We start from the raw sequence: 17,651 nt of genomic DNA, 5'->3' as shown, positions 1-17,651 counted from the left end.
GGCGTCAAGGTGGGTCGAGGCGCGTCCGACAGCTGAACACATCCGACGTATTGTGCGGTCGCGGCGCACGGCAGCAAGTCGACACAAGCACGCAAGGGACCGGAAAAGATGGCTGAAGCAGCACAGGCTCCGACCGCACTGCTCGTGATGGAGGAGGAGCGCAGGGCCGATGTCTACCCGGCAGCGGTCCTGGAGGAGATCGGCCGCCTCGCCCGGTGGCAGGGCCCGCCGCTCACTCGCGCCCAACTCGCCTGCAACCTTGAGGTGTTGAGCGAGGTGGACGTCCTGATCTCCGGATGGGGCGCGCCGGTCCTCGATGCCGAACTGCTCAGCCACGCCCCACGGCTGCGAGCGGTACTCGTGGCGGGCGGCTCGGTGCGGCACCTGACGACACCGGAGTTCTGGGCCCGGCGGATCCCCATCGTCTCCGCGGCAGCCGCCAACGCCCTACCGGTCGCGCAATTCACCCTGGCCCAGATCCTGCTGGGGCTGAAGCAGGTGCACCGCATCTCCCGGGAGGTCAGGGACAGCCGCGGCTTTCCGCAGGATCCGCCCGTCCCCGGCGCGTACGGCTCCCGGGTCGGTCTGCTGGGCCTGGGCCAGATCGGCCGCCTCGTCGCGGCCCACCTGCGGCAGTTCGGCATCGAGGTGCTGGCCACCGACCCGACGCTCGACGCCGCGGGCGCAAACGAGTTGGGCGTACGACTCGTCGATACGGGCGAGCTCTTCGCGACCTGTGAGGTCGTCAGCCTGCACGCGCCCCTGCTGCCGGAGACCGAGGCCCTGGTCGGCGACCGGCTGCTTTCCCTGCTCAAGCAGGGAGCAACGGTGATCAATACGGCCCGCGGGGCGCTGCTGGACGAACCCGCAGCCATCGGCGTCCTGCGCCGCAGGCCCGATCTCACCGCTGTCCTCGACGTGACCTGGCCCGAGCCACCGGGGCCCGATTCGCCCCTGTTCACGCTGCCCAATGTCGCCCTCACCCCGCACCTGGCCGGCGCCATGGGGTCCGAACGGGCGCGCCTGGGCGAGCTGGTCCGCGACGAGCTCCGCCGCCTGGTCCGGCACGAGCCCCTGCGGCACGCCGTCGACCCCGCCCGTGCCGGGACCCGCGCGTAGGAATCGGGGATACGGGCCATCAGGCACGCTGCGATGTTCCCGGAAACGCCTCAGGGGCCACCCGAAGATGGCCCCTGAGCTGCGGAGATTTCCGACGTTGCTGTCGGGACGACAGGATTTGAACCTGCGACCCCTTGACCCCCAGGAGCAGAGATAATCCCTTTTGTCTGCACATACAGCGAGAAATCAGGGTGTCCAGCGTGCGGTGCCATGCGTGCCGTTCAGGTGCGCGGACACCGTCTGGTCCCCAACTGGTCCCCCATGGCGACCTTCCCATCGATCACGCTTCCGCGCATTTCACTCCCTACGCGTACAGCACACGGGCGGCGGCGGCCCCGGTGGACGGCAGCACATGACCTCCGTGGACGCGAGCCCGTGGCGGCACCGCGACTTCCGCCTCTGCTGGACAGGCCAGGCCAGTGACGTCCTGCGCCCCTCACTCAGCTCGGTCGCCATTCCCTGGCCGCGGTCGTGCGCCTCCACGCCACCACGTGGCAGGCCGCAGTCAGCCGGTCGCCGCGACCCCGGCTTTGGTGATGAGCATGTCCAGAAGCGAGAGCAGCGCACCGCGCGCGTCGTCACGGGAGCGGGCATCGAGCAAGTGGATGGGTGTGTTCGGGTCACGCAGATGCAGCGCCCCCCTGATCTCCTCGGCGGTGTAGGGCTGTTCGCCGTGGAAGCAGTTCGCGGCGACCACGAACGGAAGCCCTCGGTTCTCGAAGAAGTCGACGGCCGGGAAACTGCGGTCGAGGCGTCGTGTGTCGACAAGGACGATCGCCCCGAGTGCCCCGTTCAGCAGGTCGTCCCACATGAACCAGAAGCGCTCCTGGCCAGGTGTGCCGAACAGGTAGAGCACGACCCGTGCGTCGGTGAGGGTGATGCGGCCGAAGTCCATCGCGACGGTGGTAACCGCCTTGGACTCGATGCCCTCGAGGTCATCGACGCCGACGCCCGCGCTCGTCAACCGCTCCTCGGTGCGCAACGGCTCGATCTCGGAGACCGTCTCGACCAGGGTCGTCTTGCCGACGCCGAATCCCCCAGCGATGAGGATCTTGACGGGGGCTGCTTCCTGGGCAGGGGTGTCATATCCGGGCAAGGTTGTCCCTGATTCTCATGAGCAGGTGGACATTGGTGGTCTCGGTCTCTTCCAGGGGCGGCCGGTGCTCGATCAGCCCTCGATCCGCGAGTTCGCCGAGAAGCAGCGTCATCGGAGTGAGGCGGATGCGCATGCGCGCCGCGATCTCGGCGACCGCCCGGCCGGCCGGAGGCGAACACATCGCAAGGATGGCCTGCCACTCGCTGGGCAGACCGCTGTGGCCGTCCGCGACGGCCACAGCCGTGATCGTGGTGTCCATGGTGAGGGCGGTGTGTGCGGCCGCCGTACGTCCATCGGTCAGCGCGTACAGCCGCGTCCGGCGGTGGCCTCCCTCTCGCGGCTCGGGCTCGTCCGCCATTACGACGGCTGCGCCTGGCCGCGATCAGGCGTGCTCAGCCACTCACCGAGCGCCTGGGCGGTGCGCACGGCTTCACCGCCCAGCTCCCCCAGCCGCGCCTTGCGGGAGGTCACGACGATGAGCGTGCTGCCCTCCCCGCACCCGACGATGCAGAGATAGCAGTCGTCCATCTCGACCAGCTGGCGGATCACCCGGCCGCCGTCGACCTCCCTGGATATCGCCTTCATCGTGGAAGCGATGCCGGAGGAAGCGGCGGCTATGCGCTCCGCCTGATCCCGTTCCAGCTCGTACGAGCTGAGCTTGATCCCGTCGTTGGACAGGAGTACGGCTCCCTGGATGCCGGCGATCCTGCTCAGATTGTTGTCCAGGACGCTGTAGATCATGTCGTTCGTTGTCGTCATGGCTGATCCCGTCGGAGTTCTTCTTCCACTGCCTGAGTCCCGTGTTCGTAGTCCGCCCAGGCGTCGGCCACTTCTTCGGGTGTCGCCGCATCCTGATGGACGGCAGTCTTCGGTGCCTGTGGCGCGCGGAGCTGCTCGGTGATGTGAGCCTGCGGGACCCGCTCGGGGAGGGTCGGCTTCGCGTCCCCGTTCCGTGTCACGGAAGAGACCGACGGCTTACTCTCCACCGGTCGCTCGGGCAGACGCTCCGGCGTCCTACGGTGGGCCGACCCGGTCTTCGCGTGCAGGACCAGCTCGGGCTCGCGTTCGTCGAGCGGGCCCGGTGCCAGGGCGGGCGTCGCCACCGCACGCGGCGCTTCCTCTCCTGCCCGGACCGGTTCGGTCGGCACAAGGAGTTCCCCGGGAAGGATCACCACGGCCGACGTCCCCCCGTACACCGAGCGGCGCAGCGTCACTGTGGCCCCGAGCTGTTCGGCGATGTGGCCGACCACGAAGAGTCCGAGCCGGTGCGCGTTCTGTGCCAGGACGGAATACGGCGGGGCCGACTGCAGACGCCCGTTCATCTCCTCGTAGGTTGCGGCGGTCACCCGAGGCCCGCGGTCCTCGATGTCGACCAAGAGCCCGTCTGTCACCAGTTCGGCACGGACGACCACCTTCGACTGCGGCGGGGAGAACCGGGTGGCGTTGTCGAGGAGTTCTGCCAGGAGGTGGCTGATCTCGCTGATCACCCTCGGTACCACGCTGATCTCGTCCAGGGCCTGGCGCTCGATCCGCCGGAAGTCCTCGACTTCCGCGGCGGCTTCGCGCAGCAGGTCGGCAACGCGCATGGGCTCGGTGTGCGGATCGGGGATCTCCCCACCTGCCAGGATGAGCAGGTTCTCGATCTGCCGCCGCATACCCACCGTCAACTGGTCGGATCGCATCAGCCGGGCGAGAAGCTCCTCGTCGTGACCGAAGGCGTCCTGTAGTTCGTCGGTGAGGGCCAACTGGCGGCTGACCAGGTTTCCGGTGCGCGAGGCGATGCCCGCGGCGAACATACCGAAGCCCTGACGCTCGGCCGCGAGCCGCGCATGCCCGTCAACGGATACGGAGACGACCTGGGCGAACGCGTCGCTGATACGTCCGACCTCGTCCTGGTCTCCGCTCACCGCGGGCAGCGCATCGTCGTCGACGGGCTGCCCGCGCTGAAGCCGGGCCACGACATCCGGCAGCGTCTCCTCAGCCATGGCCACGGTACGTCGGTGCAGACCGCGCAGGCGGCGGAGCACGGAGCGCGTGGTGAGCACGATGACGGCCGCGACGGCAAGGACGGCTGCGCCGTTTCCGACGATCAGCCAGATGACCTCGTTCTCCAGCTGCGTGGCCTTGGCGTCGGCGCGCACGAGTAGTGCTCGCCCCTGTTCCGCGTCGAGCGCGGCAAGGCGCGCCGCGAACTTGTCATACGCGGTCCGCCAGGCGTCGGCCTCCTTGGGCAGCGTGATGCCGGACGCGGTGTTCTGGTGGTCGGAGATGACCGCGTCCTCGATGCGGACCTTCGTCTTCCAGCCGTGCGAGGCGAAGACCTGGTCGTAGGCCGCTTTGTCCTCGGCCGTCAGATACGGCGCGACCCACTCGTCGTACTGGTACCGCTGGGATCCGACGGAGTTGACGAATTCGGCGAACCCGGAGGGGCTCAGACGCCTGGACGGCCCGGCCGAGGCGAGAAGGGTGGTCTCGCGTGCCACCATCTCGGACACCGTGAACACCGTGACGACCACGCCGCTCTCCTGGATGAGCTCGGCGTCTTCCGCATGGCTGAACTCGTTCTGGTAGACCCGGATGATGCGGTCGACGAGGTCGGAGTAGTAGCCGATCGTCCGATCCGCGTCCCCGCTGCGGGCGTCCGCGCGCTCGCGGAACGCGGCCAGGTCCGCGAGGCCGTGCTTCAGCTCCGCGACGTAATGTCCGTCCTCGCGCCCGGTCGCCGCCAGAGCTCCGTCCGCTGCCCGGCGGAACTCGTCCGCGGACCGGTCCGTGGCCGCGCGCCGCTCGCGCAGTTGTTTTTCGGACACGGAGCCGCCCGCCCACCATGTGGCGGTCATCGTCCGCTCATCCTGGATTTTGACCATCAGTCTGGTCAGGGGTACGTCGATCCGCTCACCAACTGCCACATCAGCGCGCAGTTGCTCCGACTGGTGCATCAGGGGCTGTACGGTCTTGACCACTTGGGCACTCATCGCCAGAATAGGGACGATTGCCAGCCAAATGAGCAGCGTACGCAGGCGCAGAGTACGCCGCCGACGAGTCGACAACTGCCCTCGTGTGCCTTCGGGTTCTATAGGAGACATCAGTCCTCGGAGAGCGGGGAAACAGTGGGGACGGCCCAACAGCCGAGACCAGACGCAGTCCTGGGGTCAGGACTGGGGGAAGTCCGGTTCGGCTTTGACGCGATGTGGGGTACCGATCATAACCGGCCGCACCGAAGAAACGGAGGGATGACTTCCGTTGGCCACATGTGGTAAAGGCGACGGAGACGTTGCACACCGGACGTTGGCGTTCACCTGACGCCTGGGCACAGGCGTGTTCGTGCAGGCAGGGCGACCCGCTCCCCCGGTCGCACGTCTTAGCCGGCATGACGTCGGTGCTCACGGCCGTCCGTCAGCTGTGGCTCTTCACGGGCCTGCAGATCCGCGCCTGCGCCCTCGCGGCCGCCATCCTTGCGGGCGGTCGCCCTGTCCGGCCTCATGTCCCAACTGCCGGTGGCCCGCTACCACCTCTGCTCCTGTACGGCGTGCTGCTCACCTTGGTGCTCCGGGCCTGCGGCTGGGAGATCGGACGGCAACTGGCGGTCATCGCGACACCACGAACTGGATCTGGACTGTCCGGAGATCCGCCCGCTCGTCGCCCAGCACGTTCCGGCCGTCGGCCCCGATCCGGATGCCCGCATGTTCACCAGGCCTCGGGGCAGCCGTGTCTCCACCGCGGTCCTGCGTGACCCCACCCACTGGGACAACGTCGTCACCAAGCTTGGGTACGAGCACCTGCGCCGCCATGGACTCACGTGGTTCGCCGATGCGGGGTCCAGGTCCACGTCCTGCGCAAGATCGCCGGGCACGGCTCGCTGACCACCACCCAGAAGTATCTGCACCCCGACGTGCACAAGATCACCGCCGCCGGCGCCACTCTCTCGGCACACGTCAGCGCGCTGCGCGCCCCGCGCTCCCTGCCGAGCCCGATCGTGGTCGCCCGCTGACACGGCTAAGGGTTCTGGTCCCCAACTGGTCCCCAAAAACGATCAAGGGCCGGTTTCGGATTGCTCCGAAACCGGCCCTGACCTCGACTCTCTTGAGTCGGGACGACAGGATTTGAACCTGCGACCCCTTGACCCCCAGTCAAGTGCGCTACCAAGCTGCGCCACGTCCCGATGCCCGCCTGGCCTGGGGTTTCCCCCGGCTGAACGCGCTTGAGAACGATACCGCACTTCGGCCGGTGGTAACGAACCCCTTTCCGCATTTCCGTGCTTGACCTCAAGTGCGCTTGAGGTCACACGGTGAGTCGCATGACAAATACAGCCTCCCCGACGGTCCACGGCCACCGGGACCTGAACCGGCTAGAACCGGCTCATGGACCTGATGACGGGCGACGAGAAGCACGGCCCTGCCGCGACCTCCACGCTGGACAGCCTCTGGGTCCTCTACGACCGGGTGCTGCGGGTATCGCCCGAGACGGCGGACCTGCCGGAGCGGGACCGCTTCCGAGATCAGCAGGGACGGTTTCCAGCAGGCCCAGCGCAAGCACCCGGACCGGGTGATCACTCCCCGCAGCCCTGCGCATGGCCCGGCGCCTGCACGAGCTCGGCGTCACCGCCTTCGAGCAGCCGCTGCCCGCCAATGACATCGCGGGCCTGCGGCGGCTGCGCGAGTCGTCACCAGTGCCGGTCGCGCTCGACGAGAGCCCGCGCCACCCCACCGACCTCGCGACTCGTACGCCTGGAAGCGGTGGACGTGGCCATCGCCAAGATTCAGCGCAACGGTGGGCTCACCCTGTCCCGGCGGTTGTGCGCGCTGGCCGAGGACCGCGGGGTCGAGCTGATGGGGTCGGGGCTCACCGACTCCGACCTGGGCCTCGCCGCCTCGCTGCACCTGTTCGCCGCGTACGGGATCGACTCCCCCGTGGACCTCAACGACCGTCAGTTCATCGGCTCGCCGTACGCGGCACGGACGGTCGTCGTGGAGAAGGGGACGGCGCGGGTGCCCGAGTCCCCCGGGCTCGGCGTGGAGGTCGACGAGTCGGTCGTACGGCAGCTGGCGGTCGACGTGTTGGAGCGGCGGGGCTGAGCTGAGCCGGCCGCGCGAAACAGCCGATCAGCAGCTCAAAAGGGGGCGCCCTCGCCGCGGTGGATCTGTTCGACCAGCTCGGCGGCCATCGCTTTGATCGTCTCCAGACCGGCCCGCCCCCACCGCCGGGGCTCGGTGTCTACGACACAGATCGTGCCGAGCACCAGGCCGGTCCGGTCGATGAGCGGTGCTCCCATGTACGAGCGGATGCCGATTTCATCAACCACCGGGTTGCCCGCGAACCGCGGATAGTCGCAGACGTCCTCCAGGACGAGCGCCTTGCGCCGGGCCACGACATACGGGCAGTAGCCGTGGTCGCGGGCGAGGAACCGGCCGATCCTGCCCGCCGCGGCGACCGCCCCCAGGTCCGTGCCGGTGTGCGTACCGGTCGGAGTGTGCAGACCGGCGAAGAACTGCCGGTTCTCGTCGATGAAGTTGACCATCGAGTACGGAGCTCCGGTCATCTCCGCGAGCCGGTCGGCGAAGGTGTCGAAGGCCGGTACGGCCCGGTCTCCGATGCCCAGTTGGAGGAGCCGCCGCACGCGGGCGGGCGCCTCACTGTCGACGGGAGTGAGCAGCAGATGACCGATCCTGTCGTACGTCATGTGGACGCTCCGTAGCTCGGCGAGGCCGGGGTGAGGGTGAGCAGGTGCCGGACCAGAGTGACCAGCGTCCGGATCCCGGAGCTGGCGATTCGGGCGTCGCAGAGCACGACAGGGGTCTCCTGCCTGAGGTCCAGCGCGGCCCGTACCTCGTCCGGTTCGTAGCGGTGGGCGCCGTCGAACTCATTGACGGCGACGACGAATTCGATGCCGCGCCGCTCGAAGAAGTCCAGGGCGGAGAAGCAGTCCTGGAGGCGGCGGGTGTCGGTGAGCACTACGGCGCCGAGCGCCCCCTCGGAGAGCTCGTCCCACATGAACCAGAAGCGTTCCTGGCCGGGTGTGCCGAAGAGATAGAGCACATGGTGTTCGTCGAGGGTCATCCGGCCGAAGTCCATGGCGACGGTCGTGCTGGTCTTGTCCTCGATGCCCTCCAGACTGTCGGTACCCACGCTCACCTGGGTGAGCAGTTCTTCGGTACTCAGCGGTGCGATCTCGCTGACCGCCCCCACGAAGGTCGTCTTTCCGACCCCGAACCCACCGGCCACAAGGATCTTGAGAGCGGTGGGAAAGGGATCAGAGCCGTCGTCGTAGGCCATCGAGGACTGCCTCCAGCAGGGAGAGGTCGGTGGGTTGGTCGTCGAAGCGGGGCGCGTGGGTGGTGATCGCCCCGCAGTCCAGCAGGTCGGACAGGAGCACCTTGGTGACGACGGCGGGGAGCTTCAGGTACGCCGCGACCTCCGCCACCGAGGTAGGTCTTTCGCACAGGTCCAGCGCCTGCAGGTGCTCTGGACCGAGGTGCGGCTGGGCGGTCGTACCCGTCGCCAGCACCATGGACAGCAGGTCGAGGGTGGCCGTGGGGCGGGTGCGGCCGTCGATCACCGTGTACGGGCGGATCAGCCGGCCCGCCGCGTCGTCGAGCCATGGCCCGTCCTGCGGGGTCGGCACGCTCAGCGCCCCGAGGCGCCAGGTGCGCCTGCCCGCTGCCTCGCCGGTGTCATCAGGTACGGCCGGACGCTCTTGACCAGCATCGCCATCTCGTAGCCCAGCACCGCCGCGTCCGCCTCACGGCCCGCGAGCACGGCCAGACAGGTGCCGGAGCCCGCGGTGGAGACGAAGAGGAGGGTGGAGTCGAGCTCCACCACCACCTGGCGCACCTCGCCGCCGTCGCCGAAGCGGGCGCCGGCGCTGCGGCCGAGTGAATACAGGCCGGAGGCCAGGGCGGCCATGTGGTCGGCGCTGTCGGTGTCGAGGCCGTGTACGGACTTCACCAGGCCGTCGGCGGAGAGCAGGACCGCGTGGCGTGTGAAGGGAACACGCTGGACCAAGCCGCTCAGCAGCCAGTCGAGATCAGATACTTGGCCGGTCGGCGCATCGCTCGCCATGGTGCATCTACTCCTTGGAGGTACTGCGGGACAGGGGCGGGGCGGGCGCGGAGCAGGGCGGCAGGCATGCGTCAGCCTGCGTCGCCCTCCTGCCGCGAGGGCGTGGGTGTGCTCGGGAACCGCTGGGGAAATGGCTCGAAGGGCGGGAGCAGCTGGGACGCCCCCGGTGCCTGGGGCGGCGCCGGTGCCTCCAGGTACGGGTCCGGTGCCTCCAGGTACGGGTCCGGCTGGGCCTCCGCCAGACCGATGCCCCGCTGGAAGGCCGCCATCAGACCGGGATCGTGGATGGCGGGGTGTTCCTCGTCCTCCCGCACGGCGGGGGCCTCCCTGAGCTGCGGCGCCAGATGTTCCTGACTGCGGCGCCTGGGCAGGAGGGGGCGGCTCGTGCTGCCGCGCACATATCCGTTCGCGCGCGGCTGCGTGAGGGAGTGCGCGGGGGGCTCGGCGGGCGGGTCGGACCGGGCATCGAGGTCTGCCATGTCCGGATGGCTGTTGTTCCGGCCGGTGTAACCGTCCAGGTCGGCGTGACCGTTCCCGTCCGTGTAACCGTTCCGGTCGGTGGGGCCGAGGCCGTCCGTATAGCCGTTCCGGTCGCCGGTGAGGCCGACGCCGTTCTGATCGGTGAAGCCGTCCTGACCGGTGAAGCCGTTCTGGACGGCCTGGCCGGTGTGCGCGTGCCGACCGTTCTGGCCGTTCTGGCTGCTCGGGCCGGTGCCAGGACGGGCGGCGGCCGGGGTGGACCGGTCCCCCTGCGCGCCGCGCACCGGCAGCGGCGGGGCGCTGCCGGTGGCCGGGGTCGGAACAGGAGGCGTGGGAGCGGGCGTGGGGGCGGCAGCGGGAGCAGGCAGGGGCTGCCGGTGCGCGGCTGTCTCCGGCTTGCCCAGACTGCCCTCGTCGCCGGTGCCGAGCAGCGCCTGCGGCAGCACGAGTACGGCCTGCACACCACCGTAGATGTTGGCCTGGAGCCGGACGTTGATGCCGTGTCTGCGGGCCAGCGCGGAGACCACGAAGAGTCCGATGCGCCCGTCCTGCAGAAGATGGCCGACGTTGACCTGGTCCGGGTCGCAGAGCAGGGCGTTCATCTTGTTCTGCTCGGTGAGGGACATGCCGAGCCCACGGTCCTCCACTTCGATGGCAAGACCCGAGGTGACGCGCTGGGCGCGCAGCAGCACCGTGGTGTGCGGGGCGGAGAACACCGTGGCGTTCTCGACGAGCTCCGCGAGGAGGTGGATGACGTCGGCGACCGCGTGGCCGCGCAGGGTGCCGTCGACCGGCGGCACCAGCTTGACGCGCGAGTACTGCTCGACCTCGGCGATCGAGGAGCGCAGCACTTCCGTCATGGTGACGGGGTTGCTCCACTGGCGCCGGGAGATCGCACCGCCGAGTACGGCCAGGTTCTCGGCGTGCCTGCGGATGCGGGTGGCCAGGTGGTCGACGTGGAAGAGGCCCTTGAGCAGCTCGGGGTCCTCGACCTCGTTCTCCAGCTCGTCGAGCAGCTGAATCTCGCGGTGTACGAGCGACTGGAGGCGCCGGGCGAGATTGACGAAGACTTCGACCTTCTGGTCGGTGCCCGCACTGCTGGACAGCTGCGCCGCCTGCACGACGGCGCCCACGGCGGACTCGTGGGCCCGCCCCAGCTCCAGGGCGAGCAGATCGAACTCGTCACCGCCCTGGCTGCCGGTCGGCGGCTTGCGGCGGGCCGGCGGGCCCTCGCCCCTGCGCAGTTGCTCCACCACGGCGCGCAGGTCGGCCTGGCCGCGCGCACTGGCTCCGCGCAGGGCGTTGCAGCGGTCGAGCACGGACTTGGCGGCGCGGTCGGCGCCCACGACGGCCGCCGCCAGCGAGACGACGGCCAGTGCGGCGGCGGCGGCGAGCGCCACCCCTAAGTTCCGCGTCGGCTCGGTGGCGGTGGAGCGCAGGGTGAAGACCACTGCCGCGGCGCCGCTCAGCGCGACGACGATGGCGGGCAGCACCGCAGCCCGCAGGAGCTGGGGGCGTATATGGACTTCGGGCGTCGACTGCGCGGGGTTGGGTCGGGAGCCCGGCCGTCCGTGCCGCCCGCCTTCGCGGCGGTCTGCGCGCGCTGCGGGTGCTCGAAGTTGAGACATCAGCGTCCTTGGTACGTGGGGCCCCAGGCATCGGCGTGCTGCGTCCGTTCGAGACCTCGGTCGGCCAGGAATCGGGCTGGAGTCGGTCTGGGTTCAACTCGGGTGATGTGGCCCCATGTTGATCACCGGGCACTCACAGTAGTCGTCAACCTTTCATGATCGACGGGCAGTTGCCAAACTTGCCCACGCAGCGTCCCGCTCTGGTATGACGTCTCGCACTGCAGACCGATATCCCGAGGGCTCCCCGGGCGCCCCCGTGTCAGCCCTGGACGGCGGGCGCGGCCTCCGGTTCGCCGGTGGCGACAGCCCGCTCGGGCGACGCCGGGCGGGTGGGAGCCGGGGTCACGCCGACCGGCGGCACCGCGACGGCACGCCACCAGGGCGCGACCGGGACGGTCTCCGAGCCGGGCTCGAACGGCAGTCCGGGGTTCGGCAGTGCGAGGGCGACGCCTGCTTCACCGGCGGCCGTGAGGGTGCCCTCGCCCGGCTCGGACCACGGGTGCGGGGCGAGGTTGAACGTGCCCCAGTGGATCGGCAGCATCGGGGCGCTCGACGGGCCGCCCTGGAGGTCGAGGTGGGCCCGGACGCCCTCGGCGGGGGTCATGTGGATGTCGGGCCAGTACTCGCTGTACGCGCCGATCTGGATCATCGTCGCGTCGAACGGCCCGTGCTCGGCTCCGATGTCCTTGAAGCCGGGGAAGTAGCCCGTGTCGCCGCTGTGGTAGACCCGGTGCTCCGGGCCCGCGACGGCCCAGGACGCCCAGAGGGTGTGCTGCTGGTTGCGCAGCCCGCGGCCGCAGAAGTGCCTGGCCGGGGTGGCGGTCAGGCTCAGGCCTGCCACCTTGGCCGTCTCGTTCCAGTCCAGCTCGTGCACGCGCTCGGCGGGCACACCCCAGCGCTCCAGGTGGGCGCCGACGCCGAGCGGCACCGCGAAGACCGTACGGGTGCTCGCGAGGGCGCGGATCGTGGGCATGTCGAGATGGTCGTAGTGGTCGTGGGAGATCACCACGACGTCGACGGGGCCGAGCGAGCCGAGCGGCACCGGGACGGGGTGCAGTCGCTTGGGTCCGGCGAAGGCGAAGGGCGAGCAGCGGTTGCCCCAGACCGGGTCGAACAGGACCCGGCGCCCGTCGATCTCGGCGAGCACGCTCGAGTGCCCCATCCAGGTGAGTCGCAGGCCTGTGGCGGGCGGTGCGGCAAGGTCGGCGAGGGTCGTGGCGTGGACGGGCACGGTGCCCGACGGGGTCCTGCGAAGGCGCTGCTCCTTGCGGAAGTAGATCTTCGCGAATTCGACCGTCGAACCGGACGGCCTGGTCCGTGCGCCCACCGGGTTCTGGAAGACGCCGTCCACGAAGTTCGGAGAGCGGCGGATGCGCTCCATGCGCTCCCCCGCCGGATCGGCGCCGAAGGCGGCGGTCCTCAGCGCACGCGCCCGGGAGCGCAGCGATTGCAGTTGGTCGGCGCCGGTCACAGGACCTCCAGAAGTTCAGTGTCCTTTCCATTATGTGCGGCCGGTACGACAGCGCAGGAAAGAGCTTGTTACGGGAGCGGTTACAGGACCGGGCGACCCGGTGGACGGCTCCGCCGAGCCCCGTCCGGCCACCGGACGGGCGGGCTGCTCCTTCCGGGGCAGCGGGCCGGCAGCGCGGCGCCACCCAGCCCGGCGGAGGTGGTGGCGGGCGTCGGTGCGGAGGAACCGGCGCCGCCCGCGATCGCCGCCGCGCGCCCGGGGCCGGTATCGCGATTGACGGGGCGCCGCCGCGTCCAGATACTGACCGACGGTTCAGCCGAGACCCGGCGGGGCCGTCGGCACCGCCCCGGAGGAGACCACCGCATGAGCGCCCCCCTGATCTCGCTGAGCTGGACCGACCACGTCACGGGACGGCAGGGTTTCCTGGTCGTCGACCGGCTGGTGCGCGGTGTCTCCAGCGGCGGGCTGCGGATGCGGGCGGGCTGCACGCTTGACGAGGTCACCGGCCTGGCCCGCGGCATGACGATGAAGGAAGCCCTGCACTACAACCCGGAGGGCCACTACATCCCGCTGGGCGGCGCCAAGGGCGGCATCGACTGCGATCCGAGGGACCCGGAGGCGTACGACGTGCTGGTGCGCTACCTGCGCGCCATGCGCCCGCACATCGAGAGCTTCTGGACCACCGGCGAGGACCTCGGCCTGACCCAGGACATCGTCGACAGGGCCGCCGCCGAAGCCGGTCTCCTCTCATCCGTCCAGGCCGTCTATCCGCTGCTCGACAACGAGAAGGCGGCGCGTCGGCGGCTCACCGACGCCTTCGCCATTGAGGTCGACGGCATCGGGCTCGACGAGCTGGTCGGCGGCTGCGGCGTCGCCGAGTCCGTGCTCGCGGCGCTGGACCGCGCCGGGGTCGGCCACCGCGGGACGCGTGTCTCCCTGCAAGGCCTGGGCACCATGGGCGGGGCCACCGCGCGTTTCCTGTCCCGCGCCGGGCTGAGCGTCGTCGCCGTCGCGGATGTACTGGGCACCATCGCCAACGAGCAGGGCCTGGACGTCGACGCGCTGCTCGCCGCCCGCGACACGCACGGGACCGTGGACCGCTCCGCGCTGCGCCCCGGCGACCGGCAGTTGCCCGCCGACGCCTGGCTGGCCGCCGACGCGGAGGTCCTGGTCCCGGCGGCCGTCTCGTACGCCGTCAACACCGGCAACCAGCATCGCGTCACCGCCCGCTGGATCGTCGAGGCGGCGAACATGCCGGTGCTGCCCGACGCCGAGGTGCTCCTGGCGGCCCGCGGGGTCATCGTCCTGCCGGACGTCGTCGTCAACTCCGGGACGAACGCCTGGTGGTGGTGGACCCTCTTCGGCGACATCGGGGCCGACGCGGACGAGGCGTTCGCGTACACCCGCCGCTCGATGCGCGCCCTGATCGACCAGGTCCTGGCGCGCGCCGAGGCCGAGGGGAGCACACCGCGCGCCGCGGCCCACGCCATCGTCGCCGACCGTCTGCCGGTCATCGCGGAGCGCTACGGCTGGTACCGGTAGCACAGGCGCGAACGAGCGAAAGCCGCACCAGCGGCAGCAGCCGGTCAGACTCCGGTCCTGGCGGTCACCAGCCGGTGGCCGTGGAGGACCGCGGAGAGTTCCGCGAGGAAGGGTCCGGCCAGCGGCGGCCAGTTCCAGAAGATGAGCCCCAGATGAGCGACCGCGATGGGCGGGTCGATCTTCCAGTCGAGGAAATCGGCCTCCTCCCCGCAGCGCACACAGGCGGCCCGGCCCGGTCCCGTCCCGCCGAACCAGGCGTACAGGGCGTCGAGCAGCGGCGACCAGGTGTCGTTCCACATCTCGGCTCCGCTGTCGGGCTGTTCGGTCGTTGCGCAGCAGTGCGGGCAGGTGGCGGTCCACAGGTCGACGCACGCATAGACGCGGCGCTCGACCTCCATCCCGACTCCGGACGTCAGCACATCCGCGACCTCGTCACCGGCGACGGCGCGCGCCGCGTGCGGCCCCGGCGCCCTGCCCAGCTCGTCCCCGAGCAGGCACTGCGTCAACTCGCTCCGGACAACGCCCCGCTCCTCCAGCCAGTCCATGGCCCGGCCGGCCAGCACCGCGGCTTCCTCCGGCCGGGCGTCCACGTCGGCCACCCATACGTACGCATCGCCCATGCCGCGCACGCTATCCCGTGGACCGCCGCGGCGCTGTTACCCCACTCGGCAAGATCACCGTTCCTGCCCTGGTCAGCCGACCCGTGTGTAGGGTTACCGGGTGGCCAGAGTCCGATTGAGTGTGGCGGAACGGCGCGATGACATGCTGCGTGCCGCCGTCCAGCAGATCGAGGCGCGGGGTGTGAGCGCCGTGCGCATCGCCGATGTCGCCTCGGCGCTCGGCGTGAGCAACGCGCTGGTGCTCTACCACTTCTCGACCAAGGAGAAGCTCGTCGCCGCGGCCTTCAGATACGCCGCCGAGGGCGATCTCGCCCAGCTGCGCAAGCTGTTGGGCCGTCGTACCACGGCCCTCCGCAGGCTGCGCGCCGCCGTCCGCTGGTACGCGCCGACCGGCGTGGCCAAGGGCTGGAAGCTGTGGATCGAGGGCTGGGCCGCAGCGCTGCGCGAGCCCGTGCTCCGTGAGGTGGCCGGCGACCTCGACCAGCAATGGAAGGCGGCGCTGATCGAGGTCATCGCGGAGGGTGTGGCGAGCGGGGAGTTCCGGTGCGAGGACCCGGTGTCCGCGGTCTGGCGGCTGACCGCCCTGCTGGACGGTCTCGCCGTCCAGATGACGTCATATCCCGGGACGCTCTCCCGTACCGCCGTGCTGGAGTGGACAGATGACGCGCTCGCCCGCGAACTCGGCATCGAGCGCATGGCCCTGACAGCCGCCGCCCGCTGACGGCCCGCCGGATCAGCCCACTTCAGGTCGAAGGAACCCAAGCCCATTCGGGATCAGTCCAGCTCGTATACGACCGTGACAGTGACCTGCTCCTGGACCTCGCCCGGCGCCACCGGCGCCTTCGCGTCCGCCAAGCTGCTCGGCTGCACCGCGAGGGGGCTGTGCTGTCCGCCCGCACCCTCGGTCAGCGAGACGAGCCTCCCCAATTCGCGTCCGCTCAGCCGCGCGTACTGCTCGGCCTTGTTCCTCGCGTCGGCGTAGGCGGCCTCGCGGGCCGCCGCGCGCGGGGGCGCCGGGTCGGAGACGTCGAAGGCGACGCCGTTGATCCGGCCGTCGTCGCCCGTCGCGTCCGTCACCGCCTTCAGGAGCGCGCCGGCCCTGTTGATGTCGCGGACCTTGACGGTGAAAGCCTGACCCGCCTGATAGCCGGTCGACTTGGAGGCGCCGTCCTGGTATCGGTGGACGGGGTTCAGGAAGATGCCCGTGGACTGTACGTCGCGGTCGGCGACACCCTGCTTCCGTACGGCGTCGAGCAGCTTCTTCGCGGCGGCGGACTGCCCAGCCATGGCCGCCTTGCCGGTGGGCTTCGTCACCTCGACGCCCGCGGTGACGACGGCCAGGTCGGGGGTGGCCGACGCGCTGCCCTCACCGGCGACCGTGACGGTGGACGCGGCGGGCGCGGGGGCGGAGAGCGGTGCGGGGGCCGCGGCGGTGGCGGTGGCGGGCGCCGCACCGGTGGCCAGCAGCCCGCCGGCCAGCACGGCAGCGGCGAACGACCTGGCCATGGTCGACGTGGCGGGCGGCCCGGCCGGGGACGATGACATACGTGCGGACATGGGGGGGTATTCCTTCCGGAAGCCGAAGGGCCATCCCAGCACCGACCGCCGCCGGACGAGTGACGCCACTCCCACCCGGGGGCATCTCCATTACGGCCATACTGAGGTTCGGGGGTACACGAAAGGGGATGCCTTGACGCACCAACAGGCTGAGCACGAGGAGCAGACGGGCCCCGCTCAGTACGACGTCCTGGTCGTCGGCGGCAGTGGCGTGGACACGGTGGTCCGCGTCGACTCACTGCCGGTGCCGCTCGTCGATTCCGTCGGGGTGCCGCCCATCCGTGAGTGGCCGGGGCACACCGGTGGCAATGTCGCCCTGGGCTGCCGCGCCCTGGGACTCGGCGTAAAGTTCATCGACTTCATCGGCGACGACCGGATCGGCGAGCAGGTCCGTGAGCGGCTCACCAAGGGCGATGTCGACTTCGAGCCGCTGATCTCACCGGCGGGCACCCGCCGCGCGGTGAACCTGGTCGACGGCTCGACGGGCCGCCGCATGTCGTTCTACGACGCCCGCGACCCGGGGCATCTGCGGATGCCACGCTCCTTCTACCTGCCGCACCTGCGGCGGGCCCGGCATGTGCATCTGTCCATCATGGATTTCTCCCGCCACCTCCTGGACGACATCGAGGAGCTCGGCGTACCTGTGTCGACGGATCTGCACGACTGGGACGGACTCACCGACCACCACCGGGAGTTCGCGCTCCGCTCCGACCTGGTCTTCCTCAGCGCGGCGGGCGCGGGTGAGCGTATCGCCGATGTGATGCGCGAAATCCTGCGCGAGGGCCGGGCCGAGACAGTGGTCGCCACGGCGGGCGCGGGCGGCTCGTACCTGATGACACGGGGCGGCAGCCGCACCCCGCGGCCGGTCCCGGCCACGGCGGTGCCGGGCCCAGTGGTGGACTCCAACGGCGCCGGGGACGCGTACGTCTGCGGTTTCTTGTACGGGCGGCTGGCCGGCCAGGACCCCGACGAGTGTGCCCACCTCGGCGCGGTGGCGGGCGCCCACGCCTGCACGACCGAGGGCAACACGGACCCGATCGCCCTGAGCGGTCTGCTGCCCGCCCGGACCTGACCCGGCA

General features: G+C 70.3%; 18 protein-coding genes, 1 tRNA gene and 2 pseudogenes. 8 read left to right on the top strand and 13 right to left on the bottom strand.

Going from position 1 to position 17,651, the window contains the following annotated elements; all coding sequences use genetic code 11:
* Positions 1-108 precede the first annotated feature (108 nt).
* Positions 109-1,119 (top strand): hydroxyacid dehydrogenase, encoded by a 1,011-nt coding sequence (locus tag QMK30_RS30325; RefSeq protein WP_283521522.1) that lies wholly within the window; start codon positions 109-111, stop codon positions 1,117-1,119.
* 505 nt (positions 1,120-1,624) lie between these two features.
* On the opposite strand, the gene QMK30_RS30320 is transcribed toward QMK30_RS30325, so the two are convergent.
* Genes QMK30_RS30320 through QMK30_RS30305 form a run of 4 tightly spaced genes read right to left on the bottom strand, consistent with a single transcriptional unit; the run spans position 1,625 to position 5,190 of the window.
* Entirely contained in the window at positions 1,625-2,215 is a 591-nt protein-coding gene (locus QMK30_RS30320; protein WP_283521521.1) for a GTP-binding protein, read from the bottom strand.
* Positions 2,202-2,573 carry a DUF742 domain-containing protein gene (locus QMK30_RS30315; RefSeq protein WP_283521520.1) on the bottom strand — a complete coding sequence of 124 codons (372 nt, stop codon included), beginning with the start codon at positions 2,571-2,573 and terminating at the stop codon, positions 2,202-2,204. Before QMK30_RS30315 ends, QMK30_RS30320 begins: the two co-directional genes overlap by 14 nt.
* The gene (locus tag QMK30_RS30310) at positions 2,573-2,974 is read right to left on the bottom strand and encodes a roadblock/LC7 domain-containing protein (protein WP_030826382.1); all 402 of its coding nucleotides are present in this window, start codon (positions 2,972-2,974) and stop codon (positions 2,573-2,575) included. The genes QMK30_RS30315 and QMK30_RS30310 overlap by 1 nt, the downstream gene beginning before the upstream one ends.
* Positions 2,971-5,190, bottom strand: coding sequence for a sensor histidine kinase (locus tag QMK30_RS30305; protein ID WP_283521519.1), 2,220 nt, complete (start codon positions 5,188-5,190; stop codon positions 2,971-2,973). The genes QMK30_RS30310 and QMK30_RS30305 overlap by 4 nt, the downstream gene beginning before the upstream one ends.
* A gap of 824 nt (positions 5,191-6,014) precedes the next feature.
* Between QMK30_RS30305 and QMK30_RS30300 the strand changes: the two genes are divergently transcribed.
* Positions 6,015-6,206: a hypothetical protein gene (locus tag QMK30_RS30300; RefSeq protein ID WP_283521518.1), complete on the top strand. Its 192-nt coding sequence runs from the start codon at positions 6,015-6,017 to the stop codon at positions 6,204-6,206.
* A 97-nt stretch (positions 6,207-6,303) separates the two neighbouring features.
* Here QMK30_RS30300 and QMK30_RS30295 read toward each other — a convergent pair.
* Positions 6,304-6,377, bottom strand: a tRNA-Pro gene (locus tag QMK30_RS30295).
* A 199-nt stretch (positions 6,378-6,576) separates the two neighbouring features.
* Here QMK30_RS30295 and QMK30_RS30290 point away from each other — a divergent pair.
* The 3 genes and pseudogenes from QMK30_RS30290 to QMK30_RS30280 all read left to right on the top strand — a co-directional run.
* A pseudogene (locus QMK30_RS30290) lies at positions 6,577-6,732 on the top strand (transketolase); the annotation flags it as partial.
* A 53-nt stretch (positions 6,733-6,785) separates the two neighbouring features.
* Positions 6,786-6,869 (top strand): annotated as a pseudogene (locus QMK30_RS30285) (hypothetical protein); the annotation flags it as partial.
* 88 nt (positions 6,870-6,957) lie between these two features.
* Entirely contained in the window at positions 6,958-7,290 is a 333-nt protein-coding gene (locus QMK30_RS30280) for an enolase C-terminal domain-like protein (protein ID WP_283521537.1), read from the top strand.
* Between the two features lie 35 nt (positions 7,291-7,325).
* On the opposite strand, the gene QMK30_RS30275 is transcribed toward QMK30_RS30280, so the two are convergent.
* The 6 genes from QMK30_RS30275 to QMK30_RS30250 all read right to left on the bottom strand — a co-directional run bounded on the left by QMK30_RS30275 (position 7,326) and on the right by QMK30_RS30250 (position 12,853).
* Positions 7,326-7,895: a GAF domain-containing protein gene (locus QMK30_RS30275; protein ID WP_283521517.1), complete on the bottom strand. Its 570-nt coding sequence runs from the start codon at positions 7,893-7,895 to the stop codon at positions 7,326-7,328.
* On the bottom strand, positions 7,892-8,488 hold the full coding sequence (locus tag QMK30_RS30270) for a GTP-binding protein (RefSeq protein ID WP_283521516.1): 597 nt from the start codon (positions 8,486-8,488) through the stop codon (positions 7,892-7,894). The genes QMK30_RS30275 and QMK30_RS30270 overlap by 4 nt, the downstream gene beginning before the upstream one ends.
* Entirely contained in the window at positions 8,466-8,837 is a 372-nt protein-coding gene (locus tag QMK30_RS30265) for a DUF742 domain-containing protein (protein ID WP_283521515.1), read from the bottom strand. The genes QMK30_RS30270 and QMK30_RS30265 overlap by 23 nt, the downstream gene beginning before the upstream one ends.
* A gap of 2 nt (positions 8,838-8,839) precedes the next feature.
* Positions 8,840-9,274, bottom strand: coding sequence for a roadblock/LC7 domain-containing protein (locus tag QMK30_RS30260; protein ID WP_283521514.1), 435 nt, complete (start codon positions 9,272-9,274; stop codon positions 8,840-8,842).
* A 71-nt stretch (positions 9,275-9,345) separates the two neighbouring features.
* The gene (locus QMK30_RS30255) at positions 9,346-11,382 is read right to left on the bottom strand and encodes a sensor histidine kinase (protein WP_283521513.1); all 2,037 of its coding nucleotides are present in this window, start codon (positions 11,380-11,382) and stop codon (positions 9,346-9,348) included.
* Positions 11,383-11,641: 259 nt separating this feature from the next.
* On the bottom strand, positions 11,642-12,853 hold the full coding sequence (locus tag QMK30_RS30250; RefSeq protein WP_283521512.1) for an MBL fold metallo-hydrolase: 1,212 nt from the start codon (positions 12,851-12,853) through the stop codon (positions 11,642-11,644).
* A gap of 363 nt (positions 12,854-13,216) precedes the next feature.
* Here QMK30_RS30250 and QMK30_RS30245 point away from each other — a divergent pair, with 363 nt between their 5' ends.
* The gene (locus QMK30_RS30245; RefSeq protein ID WP_283521511.1) at positions 13,217-14,395 is read left to right on the top strand and encodes a Glu/Leu/Phe/Val dehydrogenase dimerization domain-containing protein; all 1,179 of its coding nucleotides are present in this window, start codon (positions 13,217-13,219) and stop codon (positions 14,393-14,395) included.
* A 44-nt stretch (positions 14,396-14,439) separates the two neighbouring features.
* On the opposite strand, the gene QMK30_RS30240 is transcribed toward QMK30_RS30245, so the two are convergent.
* Positions 14,440-15,015 (bottom strand): hypothetical protein, encoded by a 576-nt coding sequence (locus QMK30_RS30240; protein WP_283521510.1) that lies wholly within the window; start codon positions 15,013-15,015, stop codon positions 14,440-14,442.
* Positions 15,016-15,115: 100 nt separating this feature from the next.
* Here QMK30_RS30240 and QMK30_RS30235 point away from each other — a divergent pair, with 100 nt between their 5' ends.
* On the top strand, positions 15,116-15,736 hold the full coding sequence (locus QMK30_RS30235) for a TetR/AcrR family transcriptional regulator (protein ID WP_283521509.1): 621 nt from the start codon (positions 15,116-15,118) through the stop codon (positions 15,734-15,736).
* A 53-nt stretch (positions 15,737-15,789) separates the two neighbouring features.
* Here QMK30_RS30235 and QMK30_RS30230 read toward each other — a convergent pair whose 3' ends face one another.
* A complete protein-coding gene (locus tag QMK30_RS30230) occupies positions 15,790-16,572 on the bottom strand; it encodes an SIMPL domain-containing protein (RefSeq protein WP_283521508.1) in 783 nt (260 codons plus the stop codon).
* A gap of 133 nt (positions 16,573-16,705) precedes the next feature.
* On the opposite strand from QMK30_RS30230, the gene QMK30_RS30225 reads away from it, so the two are divergent.
* Complete coding sequence (locus QMK30_RS30225) at positions 16,706-17,644, top strand: carbohydrate kinase family protein (RefSeq protein ID WP_502963254.1); 939 nt, start codon at positions 16,706-16,708, stop codon at positions 17,642-17,644.
* The last annotated feature ends 7 nt before the right edge of the window (positions 17,645-17,651 follow it).

The organism is Streptomyces sp. H27-C3, from assembly GCF_030063415.1.
Classification (GTDB): domain Bacteria; phylum Actinomycetota; class Actinomycetes; order Streptomycetales; family Streptomycetaceae; genus Streptomyces.
Note: the sequence above shows the minus strand (reverse complement) of the source record. Positions and strands in the feature narration are given on the sequence as shown.

Bases quoted from the DNA above. Each gene is read 5' to 3' on its own strand.
- QMK30_RS30325 (WP_283521522.1), top strand. From the start codon at position 109: ATGGCTGAAGCAGCACAGGCTCCGACCGCACTGCTCGTGATGGAGGAG.
- QMK30_RS30275 (WP_283521517.1), bottom strand. From the start codon at position 7,895: ATGACGTACGACAGGATCGGTCATCTGCTGCTCACTCCCGTCGACAGT.
- QMK30_RS30230 (WP_283521508.1), bottom strand. From the start codon at position 16,572: ATGTCCGCACGTATGTCATCGTCCCCGGCCGGGCCGCCCGCCACGTCG.
- QMK30_RS30240 (WP_283521510.1), bottom strand. From the start codon at position 15,015: ATGGGCGATGCGTACGTATGGGTGGCCGACGTGGACGCCCGGCCGGAG.
- QMK30_RS30260 (WP_283521514.1), bottom strand. From the start codon at position 9,274: ATGGCGAGCGATGCGCCGACCGGCCAAGTATCTGATCTCGACTGGCTG.
- QMK30_RS30315 (WP_283521520.1), bottom strand. From the start codon at position 2,573: ATGGCGGACGAGCCCGAGCCGCGAGAGGGAGGCCACCGCCGGACGCGG.
- QMK30_RS30270 (WP_283521516.1), bottom strand. From the start codon at position 8,488: ATGGCCTACGACGACGGCTCTGATCCCTTTCCCACCGCTCTCAAGATC.
- QMK30_RS30305 (WP_283521519.1), bottom strand. From the start codon at position 5,190: ATGAGTGCCCAAGTGGTCAAGACCGTACAGCCCCTGATGCACCAGTCG.
- QMK30_RS30245 (WP_283521511.1), top strand. From the start codon at position 13,217: ATGAGCGCCCCCCTGATCTCGCTGAGCTGGACCGACCACGTCACGGGA.
- QMK30_RS30255 (WP_283521513.1), bottom strand. From the start codon at position 11,382: ATGTCTCAACTTCGAGCACCCGCAGCGCGCGCAGACCGCCGCGAAGGC.
- QMK30_RS30310 (WP_030826382.1), bottom strand. From the start codon at position 2,974: ATGACGACAACGAACGACATGATCTACAGCGTCCTGGACAACAATCTG.